The sequence below is a fragment of the Mycobacteroides franklinii genome (genome assembly GCF_001853795.1).
In the GTDB taxonomy this organism is placed as follows: Bacteria; Actinomycetota; Actinomycetes; order Mycobacteriales; family Mycobacteriaceae; genus Mycobacterium; species Mycobacterium franklinii.
The window spans coordinates 119,886-132,925 of record NZ_MLIK01000004.1 but is presented as its reverse complement, the minus strand read 5'-3'; the positions used below and the strand labels follow the sequence as shown (position 1 = coordinate 132,925).

The 13,040-nt window shown below is 64.3% G+C and carries 15 protein-coding genes; 6 read left to right on the top strand and 9 right to left on the bottom strand.

Annotated features, from left to right (window positions below; all coding sequences use genetic code 11):
- Positions 1-27: 27 nt before the first annotated feature.
- Positions 28-624, top strand: coding sequence for an LpqN/LpqT family lipoprotein (locus BKG76_RS01145; RefSeq protein ID WP_070936769.1), 597 nt, complete (start codon positions 28-30; stop codon positions 622-624).
- Here BKG76_RS01145 and BKG76_RS01140 read toward each other — a convergent pair.
- From BKG76_RS01140 to BKG76_RS01120, 6 genes are all read right to left on the bottom strand, one after another.
- Positions 614-1,672, bottom strand: coding sequence for a DUF2235 domain-containing protein (locus BKG76_RS01140; RefSeq protein ID WP_070935221.1), 1,059 nt, complete (start codon positions 1,670-1,672; stop codon positions 614-616). The two genes, BKG76_RS01145 and BKG76_RS01140, sit on opposite strands and share 11 nt — an antisense overlap.
- Positions 1,673-1,683: 11 nt before the next feature.
- The gene (locus BKG76_RS01135; protein ID WP_070935219.1) at positions 1,684-3,054 is read right to left on the bottom strand and encodes a hypothetical protein; all 1,371 of its coding nucleotides are present in this window, start codon (positions 3,052-3,054) and stop codon (positions 1,684-1,686) included.
- Between the two features lie 84 nt (positions 3,055-3,138).
- Positions 3,139-3,702 carry a DUF3558 domain-containing protein gene (locus tag BKG76_RS24145; RefSeq protein WP_083337869.1) on the bottom strand — a complete coding sequence of 188 codons (564 nt, stop codon included), beginning with the start codon at positions 3,700-3,702 and terminating at the stop codon, positions 3,139-3,141.
- 14 nt (positions 3,703-3,716) lie between these two features.
- Positions 3,717-4,085: a hypothetical protein gene (locus tag BKG76_RS01130; RefSeq protein WP_070935216.1), complete on the bottom strand. Its 369-nt coding sequence runs from the start codon at positions 4,083-4,085 to the stop codon at positions 3,717-3,719.
- Between the two features lie 121 nt (positions 4,086-4,206).
- Positions 4,207-5,250, bottom strand: coding sequence for a Nickel transporter NicT (gene nicT, locus BKG76_RS01125; RefSeq protein ID WP_207543736.1), 1,044 nt, complete (start codon positions 5,248-5,250; stop codon positions 4,207-4,209).
- A 37-nt stretch (positions 5,251-5,287) separates the two neighbouring features.
- On the bottom strand, positions 5,288-6,100 hold the full coding sequence (locus BKG76_RS01120) for an oxygenase MpaB family protein (protein ID WP_070935214.1): 813 nt from the start codon (positions 6,098-6,100) through the stop codon (positions 5,288-5,290).
- A gap of 28 nt (positions 6,101-6,128) precedes the next feature.
- On the opposite strand from BKG76_RS01120, the gene BKG76_RS01115 reads away from it, so the two are divergent.
- Positions 6,129-7,073 carry a cobalamin biosynthesis protein gene (locus BKG76_RS01115; RefSeq protein ID WP_070935212.1) on the top strand — a complete coding sequence of 315 codons (945 nt, stop codon included), beginning with the start codon at positions 6,129-6,131 and terminating at the stop codon, positions 7,071-7,073.
- Here BKG76_RS01115 and BKG76_RS01110 read toward each other — a convergent pair.
- From BKG76_RS01110 to BKG76_RS01100, 3 genes are read right to left on the bottom strand one after another with little or no spacing between them, the layout of a single operon-like run.
- Entirely contained in the window at positions 7,058-7,873 is an 816-nt protein-coding gene (locus BKG76_RS01110) for an SURF1 family cytochrome oxidase biogenesis protein (protein WP_070935210.1), read from the bottom strand. The two genes, BKG76_RS01115 and BKG76_RS01110, sit on opposite strands and share 16 nt — an antisense overlap.
- Complete coding sequence (locus tag BKG76_RS01105; protein ID WP_070935208.1) at positions 7,873-8,361, bottom strand: low molecular weight protein-tyrosine-phosphatase; 489 nt, start codon at positions 8,359-8,361, stop codon at positions 7,873-7,875. The genes BKG76_RS01110 and BKG76_RS01105 overlap by 1 nt, the downstream gene beginning before the upstream one ends.
- Entirely contained in the window at positions 8,354-9,013 is a 660-nt protein-coding gene (locus BKG76_RS01100) for an HAD-IA family hydrolase (protein ID WP_070935206.1), read from the bottom strand. The genes BKG76_RS01105 and BKG76_RS01100 overlap by 8 nt, the downstream gene beginning before the upstream one ends.
- A 34-nt stretch (positions 9,014-9,047) precedes the next feature.
- Here BKG76_RS01100 and cobC point away from each other — a divergent pair, with 34 nt between their 5' ends.
- Genes cobC through BKG76_RS01080 form a run of 4 tightly spaced genes read left to right on the top strand, consistent with a single transcriptional unit; the run spans position 9,048 to position 13,040 of the window.
- Positions 9,048-10,073 carry an Rv2231c family pyridoxal phosphate-dependent protein CobC gene (gene cobC / locus BKG76_RS01095; RefSeq protein WP_070935204.1) on the top strand — a complete coding sequence of 342 codons (1,026 nt, stop codon included), beginning with the start codon at positions 9,048-9,050 and terminating at the stop codon, positions 10,071-10,073.
- Positions 10,073-11,212 carry a Nif3-like dinuclear metal center hexameric protein gene (locus tag BKG76_RS01090; RefSeq protein WP_083337868.1) on the top strand — a complete coding sequence of 380 codons (1,140 nt, stop codon included), beginning with the start codon at positions 10,073-10,075 and terminating at the stop codon, positions 11,210-11,212. The genes cobC and BKG76_RS01090 overlap by 1 nt, the downstream gene beginning before the upstream one ends.
- Positions 11,209-11,931 (top strand): zinc ribbon domain-containing protein, encoded by a 723-nt coding sequence (locus BKG76_RS01085; RefSeq protein WP_070935201.1) that lies wholly within the window; start codon positions 11,209-11,211, stop codon positions 11,929-11,931. The genes BKG76_RS01090 and BKG76_RS01085 overlap by 4 nt, the downstream gene beginning before the upstream one ends.
- Positions 11,928-13,040, top strand: coding sequence for a bifunctional RNase H/acid phosphatase (locus BKG76_RS01080; RefSeq protein WP_070935198.1), 1,113 nt, complete (start codon positions 11,928-11,930; stop codon positions 13,038-13,040). Before BKG76_RS01085 ends, BKG76_RS01080 begins: the two co-directional genes overlap by 4 nt.

The following is a 13,040-nucleotide window of genomic DNA, read 5'->3' as shown; positions in this document are numbered from 1 at the left end:
ATGCTGGCCGCGATGTGCGCTGCGACGATGCTGACATCGGGGTGCACCGCCGTGGTCGACGGAGACGCTGTTGCCACACCCGGCGAAGAGGGCAAGCGGCTTACCAACCCGAAGTGTAGTTCGGTATCGGTGCCGCTGCTGGAAGTGCCGCTGGACAACGACTCTGAGCCACGGGTAGAGGTACCGCAGCCTTCCGGTTGGGAACGCGTCAACCGATTCGAAAGTGGTGTGGTTCGTGTCTACCTGGCCGCCCCGGACCTACAGGCCAGCGGGTTTGTCCCGAACGCCACGGTGGCGATTGCCAACCTGTCGGGCAAGGCGAGCACCGAGGACGATGCGTTCGCCGCTGAGCGTGGCGGATTGGAGTCCTTCGGTGTCACCGATCTGGTCGAGGCTCAGGGCACTATTTGTGGATATCCGTCGAAGACGTTGACCTACAACATGGGATTAGGGAACATCCCTGTCCACCGGGTGACGACCACGATCGTCGCGGTCAAGAACAACACCAAGATGTTCACGGTCGGGCTGTCGGTGCAGGCGTTGGACGACACCGTGCGCGGTTTTGACAGTGCACGGGAAACGATACTGGCCGGGCTGCAGGTCAGCCCGCCCGTTACATCCTGATATCAGTTGCCGGACTGGCCCATTGAGCATCGGTGATGGTGGTGTGCTGCGGTAGTGCTGGCCGGTAGCTGTCATCTTCGGCCATCCGGTCGGCGACGCTGGCATGGATCCAGGCGCCGTCGGGGATGCGGCGGCGACGGAATATCAACAACGCCCAGAGCCAGCTGACCCGATGAATCTCGCCCATGGCATAGGTGGGTTCAACAGAGCAATACCGTTGGTATTTCTTGGTATCGAGCAGCAACCCGTGTTCTGCGGCGCCTTCAATCACCCATTTCAGTGCGATATCCGAGAGTCTGTCGTCGTCGGGGTAGTCGCCGCCGATGTCGGAGTGGATGCCGGCGAACCACGCCTCGTCGACAAGCCGTTGATCGCCGAGGAATTTGATGAGGTACTCGCGATAGGGTCGGCGCTTCTCGTCGATGGCTACCGCGTGCCTCCCCGAGAGAGCGTTAGGAACGCTTGGAGCGTAAGGCCATTGCATGCTCCGCTTGAAGATTCCGGGAGCGCTGACGGTGTCCCAGAGTCCGAGGTATGCGACGGGAATGGAGAACTTCCCGTCTTCCCGACGGGCCACAGTGCGTGAGAATGAGTGCAGCTGGTCCCATCGCTCGGCGGACCAGCTTGCGCACGATTGCGCGTACAGACTCACCGCGTAAGGAACCAGGTTTTGCGAACCGGGACGCAGCATGCCGACCGAGTTGAGCAGCCCCGCAAGGCCTCTCGCGCAGAATGCGCCGCGGCTGAATCCGAAGATGAAGATGCGGTCTCCGGGTTGCCATCGCTCGATCAGATAGGTGTAAGCCTCGGCCAGCTTGGCGCGCAAGCCGATCCCGAACGTGATACCCAGAACTCGGGCGACGAACTGACCTCCTGGGGCGTACGTGCCGATGACTGGATCGGTGCCTACGCCCGGGTCGTAATACGAAATCTGACGGTCGGTCAGATCGTGGACCACCATGTCGTAGCCGCGAACCACATTGGTGTTCCCCGCGGCACGGATCTGATTACCCGTGCCGTCGAAACAGATGACGATGTTCTTGGCCATCGCCGTTCGGTTTAGTCTTCGCCGTCGTATGGTTTCGGGTCGTACGGCGAGGCGTGTGGATTCTGATAGGCGACATGTTCTTCGTTCCACACGCCGATGACGGCGGGGGACACCTTGGGCAGCGGGCCGACAAGCTCGTTGCCGTTGTCCAGGCTCACCAAGAACTCCGGGGTGAAGTGCTGGTCCTCATCTTCTTGGTGATGTTGTCCCGCAGCGCCAGGCGTCATCATGGTCGGCGGCTGGGCGATGCCCATGCCCGACATCGGCGAAGCTGTCGGTGCGGCCGAAAGCCCCATGCCCGCGCCCGCTGTGTACGAGCCGGCGATGATCGGCCCCGCGGCGAGGGGGCTGATATCGGACTTGTCGTCCTTCTTCTCGTCCTTGTTGGTGGTTGGCTTGCCCCATCGCCCGATGCCGTAAGTGCCGGGGACCGAACCCGTGTTGGGTCCGGTCGCGGTGGTGCTGCCACCCGACGACGGCATGGTGCCAGCCCCGCCGCCCGCACCGGCAGCTGCGGCTGCTGCGGCCGCGGGGCCACCGGCACCGGCTCCGGAGCCACCACCTGCCGCACCCGCTGCGGCCGCGGCAGCGCCCGCTCCACCAGCGCCGGAAACGGATGCTTGTGACGGATCGGCCAGGGCGGCTGCGGCAGCCGCGCGCACCGCGGCTTCGTCGATGGGCTTGATCTGGTCAGGCTTGATGTCCTTGCCGTTCCCCAAGCCAGACAGCGATGACGCGGTGTTGACCGCAGCGGCCGAGGCATCGGCAAGCTGTGGGGCTGGAGGGAGGGCCGGGAGTCCGGAGCCGGCCTGCTGTGAGACAGGGGACCAGACGTTCTTCATGATCATGCGGGCCTCGTCTTGCTTCTGATCGGCGAGGGCTTGTTGTGCGTAGTAGTGCTCGTAGGCGGCCTGTGTATGTTCCTGCGGTTGCTGAACCTGGACAACCTCCGGCATGAGGCCCTTGATCTGCGTCATCGCCGTTTCGACCTCGGCAGGCTTGGTGGCCATGAGCGAGAGGCCGTCACTGACTTTCTCGGCGTGACTCTTGTAGTCGGAGATGCCTTGCTTGGCGGCTTCGGCGCCTTCTCCGGTCCACTGGGCACCTACCGCGACGTCGAAAGACCGCTTGAACTCGTCTAAGGCATGGTTGAAGCCGGAGGAGAGCTTCTCCCAGTCGTTCGAAGCATCGAGCGCCTTTCCAGGCTCGAACGCGTCGGATGCGGCTTTGATGGCGGTGTGGGACCACCCGCTGAAGTCCTCAGCAGGGACTCCAACGGATTCAGTTCCGCCATCGATGTTCGCGCCGTATTGACGCTGCTTTGCATACACAGCGTCGCGTTCGCGATTGCCCCTGGTCCAGCCGTCTTCATCTCCGCTCATGGCCGCTCCTTCGTGTCGTGGCGTAGAACTCGCTCGTTTGGTCTGACGTCACCAGTGCCGATTCGGTTCCATCTTCTGGGGATTTCATTGAGGGAAGTAAGCGACCAAGGTCTCGGCGTTGGTTCGAGCCGCTGTTAGGCAGTCTGGGAAGGGAGAAAAGCTATCGCGCCCAGTCCCCACCAAGACGCCATACACCCCCGTGGAGGCAGCAATGTTGAGCGAACAAGATTCTTTGTTGGGTTCGGGAGTGCGATACCCGAAAAGAGCTGGGCGTCCACCGATCTGAAGCTCCTGAAATCCCCATAGGTTGCCAGCATTCTTCAACATATCCAGCGTGTAGTTCGATGCTGCGATCGTCAGGTAGTAGCTTCCGCGGGAGTGGTACTTGCAGAAGACGTTTTCGATCTCACCGTCAGTCTGAGTGTCGGGTCGGGGCGTTCCATCGTCGAGTTGAAGCTGCGCGATAACGCCTGCCGGTACGTCCTTACATGGATCAAAGGTGATGTGAGCGCGACCGCCGCTGTTTGTCGGGATTGACGATGTCCCGCTGCTAGTCGGAGTTGAGGACGTCGTCGCAGCTCCGGGTACTGAAGGCGAGCAGCCAGCGACGGTTATGGCGAGCAGCACTGCCAACAGTGCACGCGACATACTGTTACCTACGCCTATCTGTCGTATGGGCCAAAGTTGTTGGCGTTGTTAGCTTCGGCCGACTGGTAGCTGTCGCGTATGGCAAGGAAAAGAGACTTCATGTCTTCAATCTCTGCCATATGCGACTTGAATGTAGCGGCCGCGCTTGTTGCAGTACCGGCCGCCTTCTGTTGGAAGGCTTTGGCGAGCTGAGCTCCAGAACTTAGGTGGCCTTCTGCAAATCCCAACGGATAGCCGCTCAAGTCCTCCGCGTCCTGCTTGAGGTTCTCCAGCGCGCGGTAGTAGGTGCCGCATGCTGCGATGACGTCGTTGATCGCGTTGTGGTCCAGATGCAGAACAAGCTTGCCATTCGAAGCATTCTGTTTCAGGTTCTCCAACGACATAAAGCCCCCTCAGTTCATGGCCGGGTTTGGCCAGGTGAGATTCATCGTATGTGTATAGGACGTTGGACGTCCCGGATCGGTTCCATCGAATTTTGACCGTCGTTTCTGCAGGTCCATTCATCTAGCCGCCCCATCGCCTGCGCACACCCGTATACCGCCAGCCCAGCGCCGCCACCGCCCACGTCACGATGAACAGCCCCACGATCACGTAGCCCATCGCGGCCAGGTCCAGTTCACCCACCGCCGCCAGCGGCCCCGTCGTGATGTCCAGCTTCTCGGTGAGAATCGAGATGATCTCCTGCGCGCCGATCAGCACGGCCACCGCCACCGACAGCCCGGTGACCACCAGGTTGTAGTAGATCTTGCGCGCTGGCTCTTGGAACGCCCAGTCGTAGGCAAAGTTCATCAGCGAACCGTCGAGTGAATCGAATAGCGACATCCCCGCGCTGAACAGGATGGGTAGCACCAAGATCGCGTACCACGGCAGTCCGGTCACTGCCGCACCGCCGGCGATCACCAACAGCGATACCTCGGTCACCGTGTCGAATCCCAACCCGAACAGCAGACCCACCGGATACATCTGCCACGGCTTGCGAATCGTCGACATCAACGGCCCGAAAATCCGGTTCAGGCCACCGCGATTGGACAGCTCGCGCTCCAGCGCCGCCTCGTCGACCTCGCCGCCACGCATTCGCTTGGCAATCCGGTAAATCCCGATCAGCGACACCAGATTGAGCAACCCGATGAGCAGCAGAAAGCTCCCCGAGACCGCGGTCCCGAACACCCCGGTCCACTGCTGCAGGGATGAGTGCTCATCGGAAACGTTGGCCGCCAATGTCTTAACGCCAAGCGCCAACAACCCGACCATGATGAACACGATCGAGGAATGTCCCAGTGAGAACCAGAAACCCACCGACATCGGGCGTCGACCATCGGCCACCAGCTTGCGGGTGGTGTTGTCGATGGCCGCGATATGGTCGGCATCGAAGGCATGCCGCATGCCCAGCGTGTACGCGGTGACACCCAGCCCGACCCCGAAGACGCTGCCCTGCACCGTGAAATGCGCGGGAGCAACCAGGAAAACCAGCATGCCCCACCCGAGAAGGTGCAGCGCGATCACCGCGACGCTCATTCCGATGACACTGCGCCTTTGACCCTCGTCCAAACGATGCCACGCGGTGAGAATCTGCACGTCTGCGAGCTTAAACGACCGGCTTGCCCATGCGCTCGCGCAATCGCATGTCCCAGATGAGCAGGGCATACGACAACGTCCACAGCGGCTCCGGCATCACCCGATCGACGACCCGCAGCACACCCAGCAGCGTATTGAACAACCGTTGATCGCGATCCGTCCACGAAACCTGCAGTAGCTCGCGGAACTGCGGAGGCAGAAACCCTTTGGTCGCAAATAGATTGAACCGTCCGGCCATGCTCAGTGGCCACGGCAGCATCTTGAACGACGCCACCCCCAACAGGTGCTCGCGTACGGGCGGGTCGATGCGCAGCTCATCCAGCGAGCGCTTCCAATAGTCATTGAAGGCATCCCGGTCGGGCGGCCACGCCTCCGGCCGCACCTGCAGCGCCGTGCCGATGCGCGCGCCATCCCGGTAAATCTCGTCGGCCGTCTCATCGTCGAGCGGACCATGCAGCGACTCATAGGCCTGCACGTAGTACTGGTACAGGCACGCCGCCACCCACAGCTGCAGGTCCGGGTCGAAGGCGTTGTACTTCACCGGGCTCGCGGGCGTCGAGCGCACCTGCCGGTGCACCGCATCGACACCACGCTTCATTATCTCGCGGTCACGGCGGCTGCCCATCGTGGCGACCGCCAGGAACATCCCGGTGGTTCGGGCCCGTTTGAACGGATGCTTGTAGACGTTGCCGCTGTCCACGGGGCTCTCCAGCACTCCGTATCCGACACCCGGATGCGACAGCTGCATGATGACGTTCGAGGCAGGCAACAACAACGAAGCGGGGTTCACCAGGTCGACGAGCCTGGCAGGCGAGTGCTTCATTGCGCAGCAAATTCTATAGGGTTACGACGTGTCGCGCCGAGGATTCCGCGCCGCGGGTATCGCCCTCGGCTACGCACTGGATCGTTGCTTCGCCGACCCCCAGCGGTTCCATCCGGTCGCGGGATTCGGGCAGGCCGCCGCCGCGCTGGAGACGTACACCTACCGTGACTCCAAGCTCGCCGGCACGGCCCACACCGCCGCACTGCTGACCGTTGTCACCGTCGCGGGATGGGTCGCCGAACGCGCTGCGCGCCGGTCCGCGACGGCCACTGTCGCCGTGACCGCCGTCGCGACCTGGGCCACGCTCGGCGGGACGTCTTTGGCCCGGGTGGGCGCGGGTATGTCAGAACATCTCTATGACAACGACATCGACGATGCGCGCGCGTTGCTTCCGTCGCTCTGCGGCCGCGATCCGAATCTGCTCGATGTTGGCGGCATGGCCCGCGCCACCGTGGAATCTTTGGCAGAGAACACCTCCGACGCCCACACCGGTCCGTTGGTATGGGCGGCCCTGGGTGGGGTGCCCGGGGTGCTGGCCTACCGCGCCGCCAACACCCTCGACGCGATGATCGGCCACAAGTCGACCCGGTACCTGCGATTCGGCTGGGCGGCAGCACGGTTGGACGACCTGATGAACCTGCTTCCCGCCAGGGTTACCGCATTGGCCACGACGGTGGCCGCCCCATTTCTCGGAGGCTCACCGGTCGCCACGCTGCGTGTCTGTCTGCGCGACGGGCGTAGCCACCCCAGCCCTAACGCCGGCGTCGCGGAAGCGGCCTTCGCGGGAGCTCTTGGTGTGCGGCTCGGAGGCCCCCTGCGGTACCCCTACGGCGAGGAGACACGTCCGGTGCTCGGCAATGGTGCACCCCCACGGATCGGGGATGTATATGAGGCCGTGCGGCTTTCGCGCGCGGTCCAGAACCTGACGGCCGTCGCCGCGGTGATGACGGCGCTGGGTCAGCGCCGTCCGTAACGGTCGGCCAGCCGTTCCTCGGTGGTCTGTGGCGTTCCGGGTTTCACTGCTTTCACCGCAGCGGCAGCGGCGCGGCGCTGTCTGATCTCGGAGAACACGAAGTACCCCAAGCCGATTGGCGCCAGAATTCCGAACGCGATCCACTGGATGCCGTACGACAGGAACGGCCCGGCATCGAGCTGCGGCAGCGGGATCGCCCCCAGGCCGCCCGGCTGATTCTCGGAAAGCTGCAGATAGGGGCCGGCAAGCGGAGTCTTCAACAGCGTCGAAACCTGAACCGGAACAATCGAATACACCTGGTATTGACCGTTTTCCAGGAACGGCGCCTTCTCAGACTGCTGTTCGGGTTCCCGCAGCCGCGCGTTGATGGTCACCCGCTCTGTCGGTGCTGCGGGCACCGCGGGCACGCTGGTGCCCTGCTCCGGGCGCACGTAACCGCGGTCCACCAGAATCGCGGGGCCACCGTCCACCTGAAACACCGTCAGCGCTTCGTAGGCTGGCTTGCCGTCGACCACCCGCAAGCGGGCCAGCACCTGCTGATCCGGCAGATAGTGGCCCGTCGCCGTCACCCGCCGCCACTCGGAATCCTCGGGCATTGAACTGTCGGGCCGCAGCTCGTCTTTCAGTGGCACCGGATCGGCGCCTACCGACTGGGCGATGCGGTTGTTCTCGCGGGAGGTCTTGGTGTTCTTACCCAGCTGCCATGGCGCCAACACCGTGAAACATAGATACGCGAACGCGACGACCACCAGCGCCAGGGCGATCCATCCCGGGCGCAGCAGAAACGCGAGCCGTCGCATCAGCTGTTCTCACGCTCCGCGAGGGTCTCGTCGACCCATTCGTGCAGACCCGGCATCGCCGCCTCGATGACCGTGAGTACATCCACGAAATCCTCGCGGCTGCCGTAGTACGGATCCTCGACATCCATCGCGGCGCGGCCGGCCCGAGGATCGAAGGACCGCAGCAGCCGCACCCGTTCGGGGTCGGCCCCCAGATGCAGCAGCATTCGGGAGTGGTTGCGCGCCAAGGCGATGATGAGATCGGCGCTCAGATGATCGTCGTCGACTTGGGCCGCCGTGTGGGCCGTCGGGTAGCCGTACTCGGCCAGCACGCTGGCCGCGCGTTCGTCGGCAGGCTGCCCGGCATGCCAATCGCCGGTGCCGGCGCTGGTGACGCGGACCCGATCGCCCAGTCCGCGTTCGGCCAGCTGATGGGCCAGCATCTTCTCGGCGATGGGGGAGCGACAGATGTTTCCGGTGCACACGAAGGTGACATGCAACTCAGACATGAAGCTCCTCCAACAGCTGCTGAGGAGTGCCCACGCGCCCGATGATCCACCGGGAAAGATCACTGGAATTCGGTGCATCATCTTCGAAATCGGTTGCTCCGTAGCCCCAGTCGACAACGACGGTGCCGATCCCATGGGCGGCCGCGCCTTCCACGTCGTGCACCCGGTCGCCGACCATCACGACACCGGTCGAGGGCACATCGTCCAGCTGGGACAGCGCGTGCTCGATCACGTCGGCCTTGCTGGAGCGGACACCGTCGGGGCTCGCACCGGCAATAACCTGGAAAAACTCGGCAAGCTCGAAATGCTCCAGGATGCGCGCGGCAATCGGTTCGGACTTCGACGTCGCGACCACCATGGGCACCCCGGCTTCCCGCAGCCGAGTCAGCACATCGCGAATTCCGTCGAACATCGCGTTGACGGCCCAGCCGCGTTCGCCGTAGTCGGCCCGATAAGCGGCTATCGCGTCATCGGCACGCTCGCCGAGCCCCATGGAACCGAGTGTGATGTGCATGGGCGGCCCCACCACCCGCGACGCAATGTCACCTGCGGGTTCGGGGGCGCCGACATGACTGAGTGCATGGCGGAAACTGGAGACGATCCCCGGTGCAGAGTCGGTCAAGGTGCCGTCGAGATCGAAGATCACCAGCATCGGAGGAGCCACCCCCCTACATTAGTGTCGAGACATGACTGGGCCGCGAAAGGGAGTGCGCTATCACGGCGACCAGGCGCTGGCACCCGGCGTCCTGGACTTCGCTGTGAACGTGCGCGCCGCGTCGCCGCCGCAGTGGTTGCGTGACCGGCTCGTCTCCCGGCTCGACGAGCTGGGCAGCTACCCGCGCCGCGCCGATGAGGAACGTGCCATTGCCGCGATCGCCGAACGCCATGGTCGCGGGCACGATGAGGTGCTGCTGCTGGCCGGGGCGGCCGAGGGCTTCGCGATGCTGCCTCGGCTCAATCCTCGACGGGCGGCGGTGTTCGCGCCGGGGTTCACCGAACCCGAAGCTGTCCTTGCCGAGGCCGGGGTCCCTATCGATCATGTGGTGTTGCCGCCACTGTTCACCCTCGACGGCGCTGGCCCTCCCCGGGTGCCCGTGGCTGCCGATCTGGTGGTGGTGGGCAACCCCACCAACCCGACCGGGGTGTTGCATGGGCGCGAGCAGCTGCTGGCATTGCAGGGGCCGGGGCGAATCGTGGTGGTCGACGAGGCCTTCATGGATGCGGTGCCCGGCGAGCCGGAGTCGGTGGCCTCGGTGCGCCTGCCCGGTCTTGTGGTGTTGCGCAGCCTCACCAAGACGTGGGCGCTTGCCGGATTGCGTGCGGGCTATGCCGTCGGCGATCCTGAGGTGTTGCGCAGGCTTGCACGGGGGCGTGCGCATTGGCCTCTGGGCACATTGCAGCTGGAGGCGCTCGCGGCCTGCAGTACCCCGGAAGCAGTTGGGCATGCCGCCGGGGACGCGCAGCGTCTCGTCGAGACACGACGCCAGCAGGCTGATGCGCTACGCGGGTTGGGCTTCTCGGTCACGGAGGGTGTCGCGCCGTTCCTGCTGGTGGCCGTGCCCAACGCGGAGTTGATGCGAAAACACTTGGCGGTCAAGAATATTTCCGTTCGACGCTGCGACACCTTTGTGGGTCTGGACGGGGATTACTTGCGGGTATCCGTGCGGCCCGAATGGCCGGAGCTGGTGCAAGCGATGAAGGAGATCTTGTAGTGGGTGTGCGGCTCGCGGACATCATCGGCGCGCTCGACGCGGCGTATCCGCCGGCATTGGCCGAATCCTGGGATTCGGTGGGTCTGGTCTGTGGTGACCCGGACCAGCAGATCGACACCATAACCGTCGCCGTCGACGCCACGGTCGCGGTGGTCGATGAGATGGATAGCGTCGGTTCGCATCTGCTGCTGGCGCACCACCCGCTGCTGCTGCGCGGCGTGGACACGGTGGCGGCCAGCACGCCCAAGGGCGCGCTGATCCATCGCCTCATTCGCTCGGGCGGTGCACTGTTCACCGCGCACACCAATGCGGACTCGGCCAATCCCGGTGTATCCGACGCCCTGGCCGAAGCTCTTGGGCTGGAGGTGACTTCGGTGCTGGCCCCGCAGCTCGCCGACTACGACAAGTGGGTGGTGTTTGTGCCCACCCCATCCGCGGACGCCGTGCGCCGCGCCATGTTCGACGCCGGTGCGGGGCATATCGGTGCCTACTCGGATTGCTCCTGGAGTGCCACCGGCACCGGCCAGTTCCGGCCGCTGGAGGGCTCCGATCCGACGATTGGTGCGCACGGTGTCGTGGAGCAGGTCGTCGAGGACAGGGTGGAAATGGTTGCCCCGTCGCGGCTGCGCTGTGAGCTGTTCGCCGCGATCCGCGCCGCCCACCCATACGAGGTGCCCGCCATCGACGTACTGCCCATGGCGCCAGCACCGGCCGGCATCGGACTGGGTCGGGTGGGCGCGTTGTCCGAACCGGAATCTCTGCGGGACTTTGTATCCCGCGTCCGGTCCGCACTACCGGCAACAGTGTGGGGGACCCGGGCCGCCGGTGACCCGGATGCTCCGATCCAGACGGTCGCGGTCTGCGGTGGTGCGGGTGACTCGCTGTTGAATACCGCGGTCAGATCCGGAGTCGACGCGTACGTCACCGCCGACTTGCGGCACCATCCGGCGGACGAACATGCCCGGGCAAGTAGCGTAGCGCTGGTCGACGTCGCCCACTGGGCCAGCGAATTCCCGTGGTGCGCGCAGGCGGCGCGAGTGCTCGACACCGAATTCGGAGAGAAGTTGACGACACGCATCTCTCCAGTTCGCACAGACCCTTGGACCCTGGGCGGTCCAGAGAAAGAAGAACACGTATGAAAGCAGTTGCGGCACAGCAGCGCCTACTGGTCGACCTGGCATCGGTGGATGCCGAATTGATACGCATTGCGCACCGGCGCGCGAATCCACCCGAACGCCAGGAGCACGGCGAGCTGCAGGCGCAGCAGCGGAGCATTCTCGATGAGGTGGGCGCACTCGGTATCGCGTTGGAAGACTTGGACGCACAGGTTGCCAAGCTGGACGCCGAGGTGACCGCGGTGCGTCAGCGGGAGGACCGTGATCGTTCTCTGCTGGCGTCAGGCAGCACGAACCCCAAGGAACTCACCGAAATTCAGCATGAGCTGGACACCCTCGAACGTCGTCAGACCAGCCTGGAGGACTCCGAACTGCAGCTAATGGAGCGCCGAGAGGAGCTCCAGGGGCAACAGGCCTCGGCGCAGGCCAAGGCCGACAAGATCGCCGAGAGGGTGGCGGAGATCGAACGGATCCAACGTGCGATCACCATCGATACCGACGCCGAGGAGAACCAGGTTCGGCAGCGTCGCGACGGCTTGGCGGCCTCCATTGATGGGCCACTGCTGGAGACCTATGAACGGCAACGTCGTTCGGGAGGCCCGGGCGCCGGGCTGTTGCAGGGCAATAAGTGCGGCGCCTGCCGCATCGAGCTGGACCGCGGTGAACTGTCCAGGATCTCGGCGGCCGACGCCGATGAGGTGGTGCGTTGCTCCGAGTGCGGCGCGATTCTGGTCCGCCTGTGAAGGTTCTCGTCGAGGCCGATGGTGGTTCACGCGGTAATCCAGGATTAGCCGGATATGGTGCGGTGGTTTTCGCCCCAGATCACGAGACCGTGCTGGCGGAGGCGTGCGAGGCGATTGGCCACGCGACCAACAACGTCGCTGAATATCGCGGTCTGATAGCGGGATTGGCCGAGGCGGCCCGGCTGGGTGCGACCGAGGTGAGCGTCTCCATGGATTCCAAGCTCGTCGTCGAGCAGATGTCCGGACGATGGAAGGTCAAGCATCCCGACCTGATCGTGCTCTACCAGCAGGCCGTCACCGCGGCGATGCAGTTTGAATCCGTGGGCTACAAGTGGATTCCGCGGGAACGCAACAAGCACGCGGACCGGTTGGCCAACGAGGCGATGGATCGCGCCAGTGGCATCGAACCGAAGGCGCCGAAGAAAACCAAGGAAACCAAGGAAACTGGGGATGCCAAGCCTGCAGATACCGCGCCGGGCTGGACCGGGGCGCGTGGCAAGCCCACCAGGATGCTGTTGTTGCGACACGGCCAGACCGAACTTTCGGTGCAGCGCCGGTACTCCGGCCGCGGAAACCCCGAGCTGACCGAGCTGGGTACTGAGCAGGCCGCGAGGGCCGCACGGTACTTGGCGAGCCGTGGCGGTATCGCGGCCGTCGTCAGCTCGCCGTTGAGCCGCGCGAAGGAGACTGCCGCGGCGGCAGCCGGCGCGCTGGGAGTCCCGTTGACGGTTGATGACGATCTGATCGAGACCGACTTCGGCAAGTGGGAGGGCTTGACGTTCTCCGAGGCTTCCGCGCGTGACCCCGAGCTACACGCCCAGTGGCTCAGCGATACCTCGGTGACTCCGCCGGAAGGGGAGAGCTTCGACAGCGTGCACCACCGGGTGCGGCGCGCACGTAACCGAATCATCGCCGAGCACGGCGGCGCAACGGTTTTGGTTGTTTCGCACGTCACGCCCATCAAGACGCTGCTGCGTCTGGCACTCGATGCCGGGCCGAGTCTGCTGTACCGGCTGCACCTAGATCTGGCGTCGTTGAGCATCGCCGAGTTCTATTCGGACGGGCCGGCATCGGTGCGACTCGTCAATGAGACCTCGTACCTGACTTAG